We start from the raw sequence: 17519 nt of genomic DNA, 5'->3' as shown, positions 1-17519 counted from the left end.
ATCTGTCAACGCTCAACCCCAAAGCGGGGTTCCGGAACGGCGATTCCCGCTTGCTTATTTTGAGGCATGACCATGATGGAAATATTACAGCCGCATGCCAGCATTTTCAGGCTCTTAGCGGCTCGATCACCGCGAATATGTCAGCGGCCGATCTGATATCCAGGGAGAAAGAATGACGGCGCCGGTCGAGGACCGGCGCCGCTTGGGAGGTTAGGCGGCAGCGGAAGAGGAACCGGCGAGCGGAACTTCCGAAATCGTCTTCAGAACCTGCGAAGCGATCTGGTAGGGGCAGCCCTGCGAATTCGGGCGGCGATCTTCCAGATAGCCCTTGTAGTCGTTCTTGATGAAGGAGTGGGGAACGCGGATCGAGGCCCCACGGTCGGCAACGCCGTAGGAGAACTTGTTCCACGGAGCCGTCTCGTGCTTGCCGGTCAGGCGCTTGTCGTTGTCAGGACCGTAGACATTGATGTGGTCCATCAGGTTCTTTTCGAACTGCGCCATCAGCGCTTCGAAATAGGCCTTGCCGCCGACTTCGCGCATGTACTTGGTCGAGAAGTTGCAATGCATGCCCGAACCGTTCCAGTCGGTATCGCCGAGCGGCTTGCAGTGATACTCGATGTCGATGCCGTATTTTTCGGTCAGGCGCTGCAGCAGATAGCGTGCCATCCAGATCTGGTCGGCGGCCTTCTTGGAGCCCTTGCCGAAAATCTGGAATTCCCACTGGCCCTTGGCCACTTCGGCATTGATGCCTTCGTGGTTGATGCCGGCAGCGAGGCAGAGATCGAGATGTTCTTCGACGATTTCGCGGGCGACGTCGCCAACGTTCGAATAGCCGACGCCGGTGTAGTAGGGGCCCTGCGGAGCCGGGTAGCCCTGCTCGGGAAAGCCGAGCGGACGGCCGTTCTGGTAGAAGAAATATTCCTGCTCGAAGCCGAACCACGCATCTTCATCGTCGAGGATGGTCGCACGAGCGTTGCTCGGGTGCGGGGTGACGCCATCGGGCATCATGACTTCGCACATGACGAGCACGCCGTTGGTGCGGGCCGGGTCGGGATAGATGGCGACGGGCTTCAGCACGCAATCGGAGCTGCGGCCTTCGGCCTGCATCGTCGACGAACCATCGAAGCCCCAGAGCGGAAGCTGTTCCAGCGTGGGGAAGGCGTCAAATTCCTTGATCTGCGTCTTGCCACGCAGGTTCGGTACCGGAGTGTACCCATCGAGCCAAATATACTCGAGCTTATATTTTGTCATCGTGACTCTCTCAAATGCTACGAAGGTGAGCAAATCCGGAGACGATCTCGACGCGTGAACGCATCCGACCGCCAGGGGATGCACCTATCGAAGCACGTAGCGTGCCAGTTTGATTGCCGACGAGCGAAAAATCTGGAATCAGCCGGCCATCGGCACTTTTGTTTTCCTTGAAAGGAGCCCGGCTGGCGCGGCCGAAGGCTGATTCATCAGCAGGATAAAGAGATTTCCTGCCTTGGAACCGGATGAAAATTTGGGCGTTAAGTGGAGGTGCTGAAGTGTTGAACAAATAGGCGGAAGCTTCTGGCGTAAACAGCATACCGATCAATCACATGGTGGTTGTGCTTATATTTTATGCGATTTGCATAAACCATGTGCATCATGCTATGGTTTTGCTGCCAAATGTTGATGCGCGAGCTGAATGGAGGCGATCTGATGCCCACCGGTTTCCATCGTGAATCCGCAACGATCTACCAGTTTCCCGTCAGGCCGTTGCGGGCCGCCAGCCGGTTCGAACGCACCCGAGTGATGGAGCGTGAGGCAGCCGAAATCTGCGATTCGGCCCTCGACAGCTGCTGGTATCATGACGAGGCGGTTCGCGAGGCCGATCGGCCGACGAAATCCTGACTTCTGTTTCACTCCTGGGGAGCGGAAATGCCGTAAGGCCCCTCCGCATGGCGTCTTGTTATATCGTCGTGCGCGGGGCTCAATCGCCCAAACCGAGCTTTTCCTTTACGACCAAAGCGCCGTGTTCACTGACCACCCGGGCTGCGACGCGTGCGGCGAAGCGGGCGGCGGCCGTTGCGTCCCCTGTTTCCAGATAGGATGCGAGAAAGGCACCGTTGAAACTGTCGCCAGCACTGGTGGTATCGACGACCGTCTCGACTTTTTCGGCCGGAACGAAGGTCTCCTCGCCGGCGAAATTCAAGCTGACGCCATCCGCGCCATTCTTGACGACGATATGGAGAGCGCCGAGCGCGCGATAGCGATGGATCGTCGCCTCGATGGAATCGTCGCCGAAATGGGCGGCCTCATCGTCGAAGCTCGGCATGACAAGCACGGAAGAGCGAGCGCCCTCACTGATCGTCGCGTGCATGACATCGTAGCTGGACCATAGGCGAGGGCGGATGTTCGGATCGAATACCACGAGTTTCCCGGCCGCCTTGGCGCGGCGGACCTCCGCAAGCAGCGTCGCGGCATCCTCCGGCGGCAGGATGGCAAGGGTGATGCCGGAGAAATAGATGAGGTCGGCGCTTTCCACCGCCTCGCGCAGCCGGTCGGGATCGGCTGCGAGGCAGCGGGCGGCCGAACTGTCGCGCCAGTAGCTGAAGGAGCGTTCGCCGTCCTTGAGGTTGATCATGTACAGACCGGGGGTCTTGCCCTTGATGCGGCGGATGAGGCTCGTGCCGATTCCCGCCTTGGCGATGAAGGCGGCCATCTCGTCCGACATGGCGTCGTCGCCGAGCGCGGTGAAATAATCGACCGACCAATCGGAGCCGAGGCAGGCACGCGCATACCAGGCGGTGTTGAAGGTATCGCCGGCAAAGCCCTTGCGCAGCAGGCCGTCGCCGGCCTGAGAGAGCTCCACCATGCATTCACCGATCGACAGAAACCGTCTTGCGCTCACCTGATCCTCCCGGCATCGGAGCGCCGTTGATCAAACAGGACGCTCTATTTACTTTGAATGGACGCTTTATCCGCTGATACGCGGAGCCGGGCGGAGTGACAAGCGCCGATGTTGCGAGCGCCGATCCGACAAGAAATGAAAAGCCCGCCTTCGAGCGAAGGCGGGCGCGGCGGAGGATGTTTATTCGTGGATGGTGTAGCTGCCGAGCTCGCATAGATCCTGCGTATCTTCCGTCGTGTCGAGGTTCGAGTTTTCGTCGAATTCGAAACGCATGTCGTATTTGCAGACGGTGCGGCCATCGGCGATGGTGATGTTCGCGGTTTCGCCCGGATTGAGGACGTTCTCGCCGAATACGTCTTCTTCCCAGCTATCGACGCCCGCCGGCGAGCTGTAGAAGCGGGTCAGCACGGAGCTGGTGCCGTTGGTGAGTTGGAATTTCAGATCTTCGGCATGCGACGGCACGGCGAAGGCAGAGACGATCGCGGCTGCGAGCGCGATAGATCCCAATAGTTTTGATTTCATGTATGCGTTCCCCAGGCCCATGATTAGGCGGAACCGGAATAGCACATACTCATCTAAGGCTTTCTTATCTTGCACTTTGGATTCCGAAATAAGTCTGCTGAATCTTGACGATGCTGGGCCGTGGGAGAGGGGCGAAGGCCGCTTCATGCGGCCGTCGTTTCGTTCATGGCCTGTCCATATGATAGCAGGCTGCCTTCTGGCCGGGGCGGACTTCCTCGGTCGGCGGCATTTCGGTGCGGCAGATATCGGTCGCCTTCCAACATCGCGGCGAGAAGACGCAGCCTTTCGGCGGATTGAGCGGCGAGGGCGGATCACCCTGCAGGCGGATGCGGGTGCGCAGGCGCGCGAGCTTCGGGTCCGGGATGGGGGCTGCGGAAAACAGCGCCTGCGTATAGGGGTGGGCTGGATGATCGAAGACGGTTGCGCAATCGCCCGATTCCACCACGCGGCCGAGATAGAGCACCAGCACATCGTCCGAGATCAGGCGCACGACGGAGAGGTCGTGGCTGATGAAGATCAGCGTCAGGCCGAATTCCTTGCGCAGCTTGCGCAGAAGCGTGATGACCTGGCCCTGGATGGAGACGTCGAGGGCCGAAACCGGCTCGTCGCAGATGATGAGCTTCGGCCGGGTGATGACGGCGCGGGCAATGCCGATGCGCTGCGCCTGGCCGCCGGAGAACTCATGCGGATAGCGGTTGATCATTTCGGGCACCAGGCCGACGGCGGCCATAATCTCGCGGACGCGCTCCAGCCGCTGGGCTTTCGAAAGCTTTGGCTCGAAGACGGTGAGCGGTTCGGCGATGATGTCTCCAACGGTCATGCGCGGGTCGAGCGAGGCGATCGGATCCTGGAAGATGATCTGCATGTCGCGCCGCGCGGCGCGCATCTCCTCCTCAGTGAGGTCGAGAAGGTTGCGGCCCTGCCAGAGGATGCGGCCCTTCTGCGATTTCAACAGCCGCAGGATGGAGCGGCCGAGCGTGGACTTGCCGCAGCCGGACTCGCCGACGACGCCGAGCGTACGGCCTTCCGCGAGGTCGAAGCTCACATTGTTGACGGCGGTGAGGAAGACCGGCGGCTTGAAGAAGCCTTTCGCCGGCAGTTCGAACTGGGTCGTCAGGTTTTCGACCCTCAGAAGCGATCGGTCAGCCATGGTTCAGCAACTCCTCACGACGCGGGAAGGGATGGTAGCAGGCGGCACAGTGGCGCGGTGCCAGCGTTTCCAGCGCCGGCGGGCGGTCGATGCAATCGTCCTGGACCTGCGAACAGCGTGGCGAGAAATTGCAGCCTTTCGGCAGGTGCTGCAGGTTCGGCGGGCGCCCGGGAATGACGACGAGGTCGTCGACGTCCTGGTCCGGGCGCGGGATCGAGGCATGCAGCGCCGCCGTATAGGGGTGAGCCGGATTGTCGAAGAGTTCGTCGACCGGCGCCTCCTCGACGATGCGGCCGGCATACATGACGGCGACACGCTCGGCGAGGCCGGCGACGACGCCGAGATCGTGGGTGATCATAATGAGCGCCGTGTTCATCTCCGCCGTCAGGTCGTTGAAGAGATCGAGGATCTGTGCCTGGATGGTGACATCGAGTGCGGTCGTCGGCTCGTCGGCGATGAGGAGCTTCGGCTTGGTGAGCAGCGCCATGGCAATGACGATGCGCTGGCGCATGCCGCCGGAGAGTTCGTGCGGATAGAGATGGAAGCGCCGCGTCGGGTCGGGGATTCCGACGCGCTTCAGCATGTCGAGGGCAGCGTCCGATGCGGCGCGGGCCGTCAGGCCGCGGTGGACCTCGAGCTGTTCGGTCAGCTGCCTTGAAATCTTCAGCGACGGATTGAGCGCGGTCATCGGGTCCTGGAAGACCATTGCCATATCCTTGCCGCGGATGTGGTCGAGGTCGCGCGGTTTCAGCGACAGCACGTCCTTGCCTTCGAGCAGCGCCTGTCCCGTCGTCCTACCGTTCTTGGCGAGCAGCCCCATGAGGCCGAGAAAGGTCTGGCTCTTGCCGGAGCCGGACTCGCCGACGATGGCGATGCGCTCGCCGCGCCGGACGGTGAGGTTCATGTTGGAAACCGCCTTCACCTCGCCGTCGGGCGTTGCGAAGGTGATCGAGTAGTCCTTGAGTTCGAGGAGGATGTCTTTTTCCTTGGGCATTTATCGATCCTTCGGGTCGAACGCGTCGCGCAGGCCGTCGCCAATGAAGAGCAGGCTGAGCAGCAGGGCCACAAGGAAGCTGGCCGGGAAGATCAGCAGCCAGGGCATGCTTTCCATGGCGTCGGTCCCCTCGGCGATCAGCGTGCCGAGCGAGGTCAGCGGTTCCTGCACGCCGAAGCCGAGGTAGGAGAGGAAGCTTTCCGTGGCGATGATTTCGGGCACGGTCAGCGCTGCGAAGATGACGACCGGGCCGACGAGGTTCGGAATGATGTGTTTGACGATGATCTTGAACGGCCGCTGCCCGGATGCGCGCGCCGCCTCGATAAATTCGCGGTGCTTGATCGACAGCGTCTGGCCGCGGACGATACGGGCCATGGTCAGCCATTCCAGTGCGCCGATCGCGGCGAAGAGCAGGTAGACGTTGCGGCCGAAGATCACCATCAGCAGGATGACGAAGAGGATGTAGGGAAGCGCATACATGATATCGACGAAACGCATCATGATCGCATCCAGCCTGCCGCCGATATAGCCGGAGATTGCCCCATAGAGCACGCCGATGACGACGGAAACGACGGTTGCCGTCAGCGCCACAGCCAGCGAGACGCGGGTGCCGTAGAGGACACGCGCAAGAAGGTCGCGGCCATTCGGGTCAGTGCCGAAATAATGGCCGGTTTCGATCGACGGCGGGATGCGGAAGGCGGCCCAATCCGGGTCTTCGTAGTTGAAAGGAATAATCCAGGGGCCGAGGAAGGCGGCAAGGATCAGCAGCGCCAGGACGGCGATGGAGAGGACCGCGGCCTTGTTGCGTCCGAGACGGCGCAACGCATCCCTGGTGAGCGAGCGGCCTTCGGGCGCCAGACCCTCCGCTTCCAGGAGCTCCTGGGCGAGCAGTTCGCGTTTTGCGGGGTTGAGCATCATCGGTTTCTCACTTTCGGATCGAGCCAGGCATAGGCGATATCGACCAGAAGGTTCAGGAACACGATCAGCACCATGTAGAAGATGACCGTGCCGAGAACCATGCCGTAATCGCGGTTCAGCGCCGCATTGACGAAGTAGCGGCCGATGCCGGGCAATCCGAAGATGCTTTCGACAACCAGCGAGCCGGTGAGAAGATAGCTTGCCGCCGGGCCCAAATAGGAAACGACGGGCATCAGCGCAGGCTTCAGCGCGTGGCGCATCACCGTCAGCCGCGGCCCGATGCCCTTGGCCTTGGCGGTGCGGATGAAGTTCTGGTTCATCACCTCGATCATCGAGCCGCGCGTGATGCGCGAGATGCGGCCGGCATGCGGCAGGGCAAGCACGACGATCGGCAGGATCAGGAATTTGATCGAGCCGTCACCCCAGCCGCCGACAGGAAACCAGGCAAGATGAATGCCGAAGACAAGCTGCAGGATCGGTGCGATCAGGAAGTTCGGCAGCACAACGCCCACCAGGATGAGGGCGCCGAGAATATAGTCGGGCGCCTTGTTCTGGTAGAGCGCGCCAAGACAGCCGACGGCGACGCCGACGATGATTGCTATCAGAAAGGCGGCGGTGCCGATGGTGAAGGTGTAGGGCAGGCCGATCATGATCTGCTGGGCGACAGTGAAATCCTCGCTGGCGAAGGACGGGCCGAGATCGCCCCTGAGCAGGTCGCCGACATAGATCAGGTACTGTTGGATCAGCGGCTTGTCGAGATTGTAGTGGATGGCAAGATTCTTGAGGATCACCGGCGGCAATGGCCTTTCGCCATCGAAAGGGCCGCCGGGGGCAAGGCGCAAAACAAAAAACGAGGCTGTCACGGCGATCCACATGACGGGGATCGTCGACAGAAGGCGACGGAGGGCGTATTTGATCATGGTCGTGGGCCGGTCCTTCCCGCTCTGCGCGGAAAGGACCGTTTTCCCTTACTCTTTTATCGACAGCCAGCGGGTGCGGTGGATGTCCTGAATGTTGTCGACGAAGCCTTCGATTTTCGGCGACACGACGTTCTTCGAGACATAATAGTAGATCGGCAGGGCGGCGGATTCATCCAGCGCCAGCTGCTCGGCCTTCTTGAAGATTTCGGCGCGCTTCTTGAGGTCCGTCTCGGCGTTGCCTTCCTTGATCAGCTTGTCGTAATCAGGATTGGACCAGCGGCCGTAGTTCATCTGCACGCCCGTTACCAGCAGGTTCAGGAAGTTGTCCGGGTCGTTGTAGTCGGCAAGCCAGCCGGCACGGCCGATTTCCACCTGACCACGCTGCATCTGGTCGTAATGCACCTTGGTTTCGGCGTTGACGAGCTCGACATCGACGCCGAGCGGCTTCCACATGGAGGCGATCGCGACGGCAATGCGCTTGTGGTTGTCGTTGGTGTTGTAGCTGAGGACCGCATGGAGCGGCTTGTCCGGGCCGAAGCCGGCGTCGGCGAGCAGCTTCTTGGCTTCGGCGACCTTGTCCTTATAAGGCAGGTCCTTCCAGCTGACATAAGCCGGCTCGCCGTAATTGGCCGTGCCTGGCGGAACCCAGGAATAGGCCGGCAATTCGCCGGTGCCGAGGATCTGCGGACCGATCACTTCACGATTGATCGCCATCGACAGCGCCTGACGAACGCGCTTGTCGCTGAAGGGCGGTTTCTGCGAATTGACGACATAATAGTAGAGGCCGGAGAAGGGCGCGACATGCGCCTGGCCCGGCAGGTTCTTCTTCATCCACTCGTACTGGTCGGTCGGAAAGTCGGTGAGGATGTCGAATTCGCCGGCGCGGTAGCGTTTCAGTGCAGCTTCCTGATCCTCGAGGACGAAGAACTTGGCGCCGTCGATCTTCAGGTCCTTGGTGCCGTACCACTGATCGTTTTTGACTGTCGTGACGTGTGAACCGGGGACCCACTCGACCGGCTTGTAGGGGCCGTTGGTGACGATGTTGCCGATCTTGACCCAGTCCTGGCCCTTTGCCTCGACAACATGTTTCGGCAGCGGATAAGCGGTGTAGTGCATCAGGGCATTGATGAAATAGGGGGTCGAGTTCTCAAGAGTGATTTCGAGCGTCTTGTCATCGATCGCCTTGACGCCGAGCTGGTTGAGATCGGTGATTTCGCCCTTGTTGATTTTCTCGGCATTCTTGATGGTGAACTGCAGATAGGCGTATTCGGCGGCGTTCTTGGGGTCGACGAGGCGCTGGAAGGCGAAGACGAAGTCTCCTGCCGTTACCGGCTGGCCATCGGACCACTTGATGCCGTCGCGAAGTTTGAAGGTGTAGACCTTGCCGTCAGGCGAAATCGTCCAGCTTTCGGCCTGGCCGGGAATCGGATTGTCCTGGGTGTCCTCGGTGACGAGACCTTCGAAAATGTCGCCGGCAATACGGTTCTCCCAGTCGCCGGAAAGTTTCTGCGGATCGAGCGACTGCGGATCGCCGCCGTTGTGGATGTTGAGCGTGGCCGCGTGCGCCGAAAAGGCCAGCAAAGTGCCAAGCATTGCGGAGGCGAGAAATTTTTTCGTGAACTGGTTCATGGTGGGTCCACCTTTCTAGGCTTTGCGCCTTTATTAGACATTTGTTCCCGGTATTCGACCTCTTACGTGCAGGTCAGAGCGCACCTTATCGCAAAGGAATCGCGTTGCAACCCCAAATCCGGAGAGTCGAAACCGGTTGTGGACAAGCCAATATGCGTCTCCCCCTTGTCCGATCACGACCGTGCCTCGCGAGTATTCCGCGCACCTTCATAACGGCTTCATGCGGTTGTCTTTTGCGTCGTCCGCTTTAGTGTGGCGGGCGCAAACGAGGCAGGAGATGTAGCCGATGGCATTGCAGGCAGGCGGGAATGCGGATTGGTGGCGCGGCGCGGTGATCTATCAGGTCTACCCGCGCTCATTTCAGGACACCAACAGCGACGGCCTCGGCGACCTCAAGGGGATTACCCGTCGGCTGCCGCATATTGCCAGCCTCGGTGTCGATGCGATCTGGCTCTCGCCCTTCTTCAAGTCGCCGATGGCCGACATGGGCTATGACGTTTCCGACTATTGCGACGTCGACCCGATCTTCGGAACGCTCGCCGATTTCGACGAGATGATGGCCGAGGCGCACAGGCTCGGCATCAAGGTCATCATCGACCAGGTGATCTCCCATACATCGGACCGGCATCCCTGGTTCGTCGAGAGCCGGGCCAGCCGGACCAATCCGAAGGCGGACTGGTATGTCTGGGCCGATCCCAAGCCGGATGGCACGGCGCCGAACAACTGGCTGTCGATCTTCGGCGGGCCGGGCTGGGAATGGGACGGCGTGCGCCGGCAATATTACCAGCACAATTTCCTGACCTCGCAGCCGGACCTCAATTTTCACAGCAATGAAGTGCAGGATGCCGTGCTGGAGACGGTGAAGTTCTGGCTCGACCGCGGCGTCGACGGCTTCCGGCTGGATACGGTCAACTACTATTTCTGCGACAAGCAGCTTCGAAGCAATCCGCCGCACGAACCCGATACCAGTGACGGAGGGCTCGATGCGCCGGACACCAACCCTTACGGCATGCAGAACCACCTCTACGACAAGACGCAGCCGGAGAATATCGGCTTCCTCAAGCGCTTCCGGGCGCTGCTCGACCAGTATGAGGATCGCACGACGGTCGGCGAAGTCGGCGACGGCGCGCGCTCGCTGAAGACGGTCGCCGCCTATACAGGCGGCGATGACAAGCTGCATATGTGCTATACCTTCGATCTGCTCGGATCGGATTTTACCGCCGCGCATATTCGCGGCTGCGTCGAAGCCTTCCAGAAGGTAGTCACCGACGGCTGGGTCTGCTGGGCTTTCTCCAATCACGACGTCATGCGCCATGTCAGCCGCTTCGCGCTGACCGAGGAGGAGCGCCCCGTCATCGCCAAGCTCGCAATCTCCGTGCTGGCGGCACTGCGTGGCTCGATCTGCCTCTACCAGGGCGAAGAGCTCGGCCTGCCGGAGGCCGAGCTCGCCTTCGAGGATCTGCGCGATCCCTACGGCATTCGTTTCTGGCCCGCCTTCAAGGGCCGCGACGGATGCCGCACGCCGATGCCCTGGGAAGCCGGCAAGGCGCATGCGGGTTTCACTTCGGCCGAAAAGAGCTGGCTGCCGGTGCCTTACGAGCAGGCTGCGCTTTCCGTGGATACGCAGGAGCATAGCGACAGCTCGGTGCTGCACCACTACCGCAGGACGCTCGCTTTCCGAAAGAGCCACCCGGCGCTGATCGACGGCGAGATGACCTTCATCGGCACCAACCAGGACCTGCTCGCCTTTACCCGCGAGAAGGACGGAGAAAATCTGCTCTTCGTCTTCAACCTGACGCGCAAACCGGCGGAATTCCGCCTGCCTGACGGCATGGCGTTTGGGGAACCGCTTGAGATTCCGGGCTTCGAGGCGGTGGCGGGCTCAGGGTCGGTGAAGCTTGCGGCGCTGGATGCGTTTTGTGCTCGGGTTTCGGCAGTTGGCGCGACCGGGGATGGTCTGTCGAAGCTGCTCGACAAGGTATCTGATGCCGAGCCGATCGAAGGCGACGAACTGCCGGAAGGTTGGCGATAATTCGAGGCTTGTCGACCTGCCGCCGCGCGAGTCGTCAGTCGATCAGCGCGAACTTATCCACGTCGACCATGCCGCGGTCGGATATCTTCAAATGCGGGATTACGGGCAGCGGCAGGAAGGCGAGCTGCAGGAAGGGTTCTTCAAGCGTGGCGCCGAGCGCGAAGGCGGCCTTGCGCAGATGGTGCAGCGTGTCGCGAACCGTCTCATAAGGTTCGAGGCTCATCAGACCGGCGACGGGCAGGGCAATTTCGCCGGTGACCTTGCCGTCCTCCACCACGACGAAGCCGCCCTTGATTTCGCCGAGGCGGTTTGCCGCGCGCGCCATGTCGTCTTCGTTGACGCCGACGACGCAGATATTGTGACTGTCATGGCCGACGGTGGAGGCGATCGCGCCCTTCTTCAGGCCGAATCCCTGGACGAAGCCGTTGGCATGATTACCGTTCTTGCCGTGGCGCTCGATGACGGCGACCTTGATGATATCGTTGGCAAGATCGACCGTCGTCTCGTTGCCCTTGACCGGCAGGCGGTAGCGGCGGTGCTCGGTGATGATCTTTCCCGGAATGACGCCGATGACCGATGTTTCGCCCTCGGCGACCGGAACGCCGAAATGGGCGGCGTTGACGGGTCTGGCCTTGACGCTGTCGAGGCCGATCGGGGCAACCGGCCTGCGCGTGGCAAAAAGTGCATCGGTCACCCGGCGGCCGGCGGAAAAGACCATCTCGGCGCGGCAATTTTCCAGGCTGTCGAGAACCACAAGATCGGCGCGCCAGCCCGGCGCCACCAGGCCGCGGTCCCGAAGGCCGAAGGCGCGGGCGGCGGAGATCGAAGCGGCGCGGTAGATTGCCAGGGGTTCGACGCCGTTGGCGATCGCAGTGCGGATCATATGATCGAGATGGCCCTGTTCGGCGATATCGAGCGGATTGCGGTCGTCGGTGCAGAGTGCGAGGTAGGGTGAAAGCCGCTCGGTGATGATCGGGATGAGCGCGGCGAGATCCTTGGAAACCGAACCTTCGCGCACGAGGATATGCATGCCCTTGCGGATCTTTTCCAGCGCTTCGGCTGCGGTTGTGCACTCGTGCTCGGTGCGGATGCCGGCCGAGAGGTAACCATTGAGGTCGTTGCCGGACAGAAGCGGTGCGTGACCGTCGATATGGCCGCCCTGGAAGGCGTCGAGCTTGGCCATGCAGACGGAATCCTTATGAATCACCCCGGGAAAATTCATGAACTCGGCAAGGCCAATCACTTTGGGATGGTCGCGGAAGGGCAGGAGGCGCTCGATCGGCAGGTCGGCGCCGGCGGTTTCCAGATGTGTTGCCGGCACGCAGGAGGAAAGCTGGACGCGGACATCCATGATCGTCTCCAGCGCGGATTCGAGAAAGAATTCGATGCCTTCGGTACCGAGCACATTGGCGATTTCATGCGGATCGCAGATGGCGGTCGTGACGCCATAAGGCAGGACGCAGCGGTCGAACTCATGCGGCGTCACCAGCGAGGATTCGATATGCAGATGCGTATCGATGAAGCCGGGAACGACTGTTCTGCCCGATATGTCGATCTCGGTCTCGCCCTCATAGTCGCCGGAAGTCCCCACGATGCGGTCAGCGCCGATGGCGATGTCGGAGCGGACGACCTCGCCGGTGACAAGATCGAAGAAGCTGCCGCCCTTCAGCACGATATCGGCAGGCACGCGGCCCACACCCTGGTCGATGAGACGTTCGAGTCTGTTGGTCATGGCATGGCTCACATTGCAACCGATTCCGGAACTTATAACCGATCTGCGGCGACATGCGATGCCACAAACGAAAGCGGGCGCCTTATGGCGCCCGTCCCAGTCTCTATATTCCTGACTTATTCGGCAGCGACGATCTTGCCGTCTTCCCACTTGTAGAGCGAGAAGCTCTGCGAGGTCAGGTCGCCGGTCTCGCCATAGGTGAGTTTGCCGATGGCGGTCGGGATCTCCATCCCGCCCTTCAGCGCGGCGGCGACGGCTTCCGCATCCTCGGCGCTGCCGGCCTTCTCGATGCCGGCTTTCAGAACCTCAACGGCGGCATAGGCGTTGAGCGTAAAGGCCTCGGCCGGGATGTTCTTGGCGGTGAGCGCATCGGCGGCCGACTTGGAGTCAGGGCTCTTGGTGGCGTCGGAAGCATTGGTGAACAGCGTGCCTGCAGCCGCATCCGTGCCGATCGCCCAGAATTCGGTGTTGGAGAGGCCGTCGCCGCCGATGATCTTCGCATTGGCGGAGAGGTCATGCAGCTGGCGGGCGAGCAGGCCGCCTTCCGGGTGGTAGCCGCCGAAATAGACGATGTCGACCTTCTCGGACTTGATGCGGGTAGTGAGCGCACTGAAATCCTTGTCGCCGGGCGTGATCGCGTCGTTGACGACTTCGGTGACGCCGCCGGCGTTCAAGGTTGCCTTGAAGGCATCGGCGAGGCCCTTGCCGTAAGCGCCCTTGTCGTTGACGATGGCGATGCGCTTATCCTTGAAATTCTGCAGCACATATTTGGCGGCGACTTCGGCCTGCTGATCGTCGCGGCCGCAAGTCCGCAGCACGTTGGTGAGGCCTCGCTTGGTGAGGTCGGGAGCGGTCGCGGTTGGGGTGACCATCAGCACGCCGTTTTCAGCCAAAACGTCCGACACGGGGATGGCAACGCCTGAGGTCACTGGGCCGACGACGAAGCGGATGCCATCGCCGACCACCTTGTTGGCGGCGGAAACGCCCTGCTTCGGTTCGCCGGCATCGTCGGCCAGTTCGAGGACGACCTTTTCGCCGAGAATCCCGCCTTTCTTGTTGATCTCATCGACGGCGGTCTGAGCGCCGTTCTTCACCTGATCGCCATAGGCGGCAACGGGGCCGGTCAGCGGCGCGATCAGGCCGATGGTGATATCGGCATGAGCAAGCGGCGCAAAGGCGAGTGACGCGACGAGGGTCGCCGTCAATGTCTTGAGGGTCATTGTGTGTCTCCTTGGATGGGGTCCTCGACCCGCGATAAGATGCCGCCGGCTTTCCCGACCATTCCACAGCCCTCAGGGGCCGTGCCAAGGACGATCGGTAACCGTGCGATCAGCGAGCCCGCCGGCCATGTTTGACTCGGAGAGGGCTCATGGCGAGATTTTTAGAAATTTTGACGAGATTGCGCAAGTTCATAACAAAAGAGAAGGAAAATTCGGTCGATCCGGCCGCAAATCCGTTCGAGAGGATCATTTTCTGCGTTTTTTGGTGATTTTCGGGAGTGGCGCGAGGCCGCGACACGCGTCCAAAGAAAATCATAACCGCAAGGTGGTCTTTATCTTCCGCATTAACCGTTAGTTCGGCCAATGGCGGTAGTATTCCGTGAGACCCCCATGCCGCCGCATTGAAAAGAGAACTATTCCAAGATTACATAGATATATAGGGAAACAGAGATCTGGATGCTCAAGCGTATCGATGCCGGTCAGGTGCGTATCGGGATGTTTGTGGAGGCGATCGAGGGCTTGTGGCAGGACCCGTTTTTGTCCAAGCGCAGATTTCCGCTGCGGCGCGAGGTGGATGCCGCCAAAATTCGTAAATGCGGTACTGTCAGCGTCGTCATCAATACCAGCAAGGGGCTCGATACCAACGGCCTGCCGGGCCGCGACATCGAGATCGACATCCAGGCCGCCCGCGAGAGCGTCCAGAAATCCGTGCAGCTGCTGGAAAAGGCTTTCGCGCGGCTGCGAAATGGTGAGGGAATCAGCGTCGATCACTTGGCGCCGGTGCTTTCTTCGGTCTCCAAATCCATGGATGAGAACCCTGCGGTTTTCCTGAGCGTCACGCGTCTGAAATCAAAAGACGAAGTGACCTTTCTGCATTCCATTTCGGTGAGCGCCCTGATGATTCTTTTCAGCCGCCATCTCGCTCTCGACGAACATACGATTCAGATGCTCGGCACCGCGGGTTTGCTGCACGATGTCGGCAAGCTTGAAATTCCGCTTGAGGTGCTCAACAAGGCAGGGCCCCTCGAAAAGGACGAGATCAGCTTGCTCCGCGACCATCCGGAGAAGGGGCACGCGATCCTGTCGCGGCAGGAGGGTCTGTCGGAGATCGTTCTCGACGTTTGCCTCAATCATCACGAGCGCATCGACGGCAAGGGCTATCCGCGCAGATTGTCCGGCAGCGAGGTGAGTCTCCACACGCGGATTGCAACGATCTGCGACGTCTATGACGCCATCACGTCCGTGCGGCCGTATAAGGAGCCATGGAGCGCGAGCGAGGCATTGAAATGGATGTTCGGCGCTGAGGGGCATTTCGATCGCCAGCTGCTGAAAAAATTCGCCCTTTGCCTTTCCGTCGCCTCTGTGAGCTGAGGTTTCGCATCTTCAGACCAAAAGACCCGCGAGACCATTGGTCATCGCGGGTCTTGAGTGGAAAGGGCTCGGAAGCGCCTTCAGATATTGTTCTGGAGGATGGATCGCAGCTTGCCGAAGAGCTCGTCGATATGATGTTTCTCGATGATCAGCGGCGGGGAAAGCGCGATGATATCACCGGTGGTGCGGATCAACAGGCCGCTTTCATAGGCCTTTAGGAAAGCAGTGAAGGCGCGCTTGGTGGGCTCGCCGGCGATCGGATTGAGTTCGATCGCGCCGATCAAGCCTGTGTTTCTGATATCGATGACGTTGGGGCAGTCCTTGAGCGAATGCAGCGCATCGGCCCAATAGTCGGAAAGCTCGGCGGCGCGGGTGAGCAGGCCTTCTTCCTTGTAGGTGTCGAGCGTGGCGAGCGCAGCGGCGGATGCGATCGGATTGCCGGAATAGGTATAGCCGTGGAAGAATTCGATCATATGCTCCGGGCCGTTCATGAAGGCGTCATGGATCTCGGAGGTGACGAACACGGCGCCCATCGGGATGACGCCGTTGGTCAGCCCCTTTGCCGTGGTGATCATGTCGGGCTTGACGTCGTAATATTGCGCGGCGAAGGGGGCGCCCAGACGGCCGAAACCGGTAATGACTTCATCGAAGATCAGAAGGATGCCGTGCTTGGTGCAGATTTCGCGCAGCTTCTGCAGATAGCCCTTCGGCGGGATCAGCACGCCGGTGGAGCCCGCCACCGGCTCGACGATGACGGCGGCGATGGTTGAGGCGTCGTGAAGCGTAACGATGCGCTCGAGTTCGGTGGCGATGTCGCCGCCATGCTCAGGCTCGCCGCGGGTGAAGTTGTTTTTGCCGGGCTGGTGGGTGTGCGGCATGTGATCGACACCGGTCAGGAGCGTGCCGAACATCTTGCGGTTGGCGACAATACCGCCGACGGAGATGCCGCCGAAGTTGACGCCATGATAGCCGCGCTCGCGGCCGATTAGGCGGAAGCGCGAGCCGTTGCCCTTCACGCGGTGATAGGCAAGCGCCACCTTGAGCGCGGTCTCAACGGATTCGGAACCGGAATTGGTGTAGAGGACGTGGTCCAGGCCTTCCGGGGCGATGTCGACCAAGCGGTTCGCCAGTTCGAAGGCCTTGGGATGTCCGAGTTGGAAGGCCGGCGCATAATCGAGTTCGCCCGCCTGCTCGCGGATCGCCTCGGTGATCTTCGGACGGCAGTGGCCCGCGTTGACGCACCAGAGGCCCGCGGTGCCGTCCAACACCTGGCGGCCGTCATGGGTGGTATAATGCATGTCCTTGGCGCCGACGAACAACCGCGGCTCCTTCTTGAACTGGCGATTTGCCGTGAACGGCATCCAGAAGGCGCGAAGATCGTTCGGTGCATTGAGACGGTTGGACATGCTGTTCTCCTGGCCGTTGATGGCCCGTTCCCGGGGGCTTGTCGCCCCGAATTTTTACTGCCCGGTCAAATTATCAGGGCTTCCCCAGGCGTCAACGAGAAAAGCCGCACATGCTTCTATTCAGCATCCGACGCTGCATCGCCAGCAGAAGCCGGCAGTCGGACCAGGGCGGCACCCGACGAAGGTCATCAAGAATTCCCCAAAAAGACACGACCGGCAAATCGCGCGATTTGCCGGTCGTGTCGTTAAGGTTCAGGTGCTGAAATACGAGTGCCGCGGCTTGCGGCCGGTGCAATCCCGTGCGGGGCGGCACCGGCCGACGTTCATGTCAGCGCTATCATCAGGCGGCAGATCTGTTTCTGCTCGCAACGAGATAGATGTCTTCAAGCGTCGCGAGGATCTTCATGACCGGCTCGGACGTGCTCGAATAATAGATGGTCTGCGCGTCGCGGCGGGTCTTGACCAGTTTCTGTGCGCGCAGCTTCGAAAGGTGCTGTGAAAGAGCCGACTGGCTGAGGCCAACTTGTGCGGCAAGCACGCCGACGGCGACTTCGCCCTTCACCAGGCTGCACAGGATCAGCAATCTTTTGGGGTTGGCCATGGCTGACAATAGTGCTGCCGCCACATTCGTGTGGTCAGCCAAATCAGGGGTTTCCATAATGTTATCTTCCTAATGCGAAACGTACGTCATCTGTCTGTACAGGCCGCCTGCCGAAGCTGGCGGACGAAATTAGCAACTAGGCTCGAAGA

Annotated in this window: 16 protein-coding genes; 3 read left to right on the top strand and 13 right to left on the bottom strand. The window is 60.7% G+C overall.

The window, feature by feature from the left end:
* Nucleotides 1-210: 210 nt before the first annotated feature.
* A complete protein-coding gene (locus tag J0663_RS03030; protein ID WP_207242997.1) occupies nucleotides 211-1251 on the bottom strand; it encodes a glutamine synthetase beta-grasp domain-containing protein in 1041 nt (346 codons plus the stop codon).
* A gap of 10 nt (nucleotides 1252-1261) precedes the next feature.
* Nucleotides 1262-1567 carry a hypothetical protein gene (locus J0663_RS03025; protein ID WP_207242996.1) on the bottom strand — a complete coding sequence of 102 codons (306 nt, stop codon included), beginning with the start codon at nucleotides 1565-1567 and terminating at the stop codon, nucleotides 1262-1264.
* 116 nt (nucleotides 1568-1683) lie between these two features.
* Between J0663_RS03025 and gstI the strand changes: the two genes are divergently transcribed.
* Nucleotides 1684-1875, top strand: coding sequence for a glutamine synthetase translation inhibitor GstI (gstI, locus tag J0663_RS03020; protein WP_207242995.1), 192 nt, complete (start codon nucleotides 1684-1686; stop codon nucleotides 1873-1875).
* A 79-nt stretch (nucleotides 1876-1954) separates the two neighbouring features.
* Here the strand turns inward: gstI and J0663_RS03015 are convergent, their stop codons facing one another.
* From J0663_RS03015 to J0663_RS02985, 7 genes are all read right to left on the bottom strand, one after another.
* Nucleotides 1955-2839: a sugar kinase gene (locus J0663_RS03015; RefSeq protein WP_246590392.1), complete on the bottom strand. Its 885-nt coding sequence runs from the start codon at nucleotides 2837-2839 to the stop codon at nucleotides 1955-1957.
* 216 nt (nucleotides 2840-3055) lie between these two features.
* Nucleotides 3056-3397, bottom strand: a complete 342-nt coding sequence (locus tag J0663_RS03010) for a hypothetical protein (protein WP_207242993.1) — start codon at nucleotides 3395-3397, stop codon at nucleotides 3056-3058.
* Nucleotides 3398-3560: 163 nt separating this feature from the next.
* Nucleotides 3561-4547, bottom strand: coding sequence for an ABC transporter ATP-binding protein (locus tag J0663_RS03005; RefSeq protein ID WP_207242992.1), 987 nt, complete (start codon nucleotides 4545-4547; stop codon nucleotides 3561-3563).
* Nucleotides 4540-5541: an ABC transporter ATP-binding protein gene (locus J0663_RS03000; RefSeq protein WP_207242991.1), complete on the bottom strand. Its 1002-nt coding sequence runs from the start codon at nucleotides 5539-5541 to the stop codon at nucleotides 4540-4542. Before J0663_RS03000 ends, J0663_RS03005 begins: the two co-directional genes overlap by 8 nt.
* Nucleotides 5542-6459, bottom strand: a complete 918-nt coding sequence (locus tag J0663_RS02995) for an ABC transporter permease (RefSeq protein WP_207242990.1) — start codon at nucleotides 6457-6459, stop codon at nucleotides 5542-5544.
* Nucleotides 6456-7379, bottom strand: a complete 924-nt coding sequence (locus tag J0663_RS02990; protein ID WP_207242989.1) for an ABC transporter permease subunit — start codon at nucleotides 7377-7379, stop codon at nucleotides 6456-6458. The genes J0663_RS02995 and J0663_RS02990 overlap by 4 nt, the downstream gene beginning before the upstream one ends.
* A gap of 48 nt (nucleotides 7380-7427) precedes the next feature.
* On the bottom strand, nucleotides 7428-9008 hold the full coding sequence (locus tag J0663_RS02985) for a peptide ABC transporter substrate-binding protein (RefSeq protein WP_207242988.1): 1581 nt from the start codon (nucleotides 9006-9008) through the stop codon (nucleotides 7428-7430).
* A gap of 286 nt (nucleotides 9009-9294) precedes the next feature.
* Between J0663_RS02985 and bglA the strand changes: the two genes are divergently transcribed.
* Nucleotides 9295-11040, top strand: coding sequence for a beta-galactosidase BglA (gene bglA / locus J0663_RS02980; protein WP_207242987.1), 1746 nt, complete (start codon nucleotides 9295-9297; stop codon nucleotides 11038-11040).
* Between the two features lie 34 nt (nucleotides 11041-11074).
* Here bglA and ade read toward each other — a convergent pair whose 3' ends face one another.
* A complete protein-coding gene (gene ade, locus J0663_RS02975; protein ID WP_207242986.1) occupies nucleotides 11075-12772 on the bottom strand; it encodes an adenine deaminase in 1698 nt (565 codons plus the stop codon).
* 116 nt (nucleotides 12773-12888) lie between these two features.
* Nucleotides 12889-13992: a branched-chain amino acid ABC transporter substrate-binding protein gene (locus J0663_RS02970; RefSeq protein ID WP_207242985.1), complete on the bottom strand. Its 1104-nt coding sequence runs from the start codon at nucleotides 13990-13992 to the stop codon at nucleotides 12889-12891.
* Nucleotides 13993-14448: 456 nt separating this feature from the next.
* Here J0663_RS02970 and J0663_RS02965 point away from each other — a divergent pair, with 456 nt between their 5' ends.
* Nucleotides 14449-15363: an HD-GYP domain-containing protein gene (locus J0663_RS02965; RefSeq protein ID WP_207242984.1), complete on the top strand. Its 915-nt coding sequence runs from the start codon at nucleotides 14449-14451 to the stop codon at nucleotides 15361-15363.
* An 80-nt stretch (nucleotides 15364-15443) separates the two neighbouring features.
* Here J0663_RS02965 and aptA read toward each other — a convergent pair whose 3' ends face one another.
* Both aptA and J0663_RS02955 read right to left on the bottom strand, forming a co-directional pair.
* Nucleotides 15444-16769, bottom strand: coding sequence for an omega-aminotransferase AptA (gene aptA, locus J0663_RS02960; protein ID WP_207242983.1), 1326 nt, complete (start codon nucleotides 16767-16769; stop codon nucleotides 15444-15446).
* Nucleotides 16770-17109: 340 nt separating this feature from the next.
* The gene (locus J0663_RS02955; RefSeq protein ID WP_207242982.1) at nucleotides 17110-17427 is read right to left on the bottom strand and encodes an ArsR/SmtB family transcription factor; all 318 of its coding nucleotides are present in this window, start codon (nucleotides 17425-17427) and stop codon (nucleotides 17110-17112) included.
* Nucleotides 17428-17519: the final 92 nt, after the last annotated feature.

The organism is Rhizobium lentis (assembly GCF_017352135.1).
In the GTDB taxonomy this organism is placed as follows: Bacteria; Pseudomonadota; Alphaproteobacteria; order Rhizobiales; family Rhizobiaceae; genus Rhizobium; species Rhizobium lentis.
Note: the sequence above shows the minus strand (reverse complement) of the source record. Positions and strands in the feature narration are given on the sequence as shown.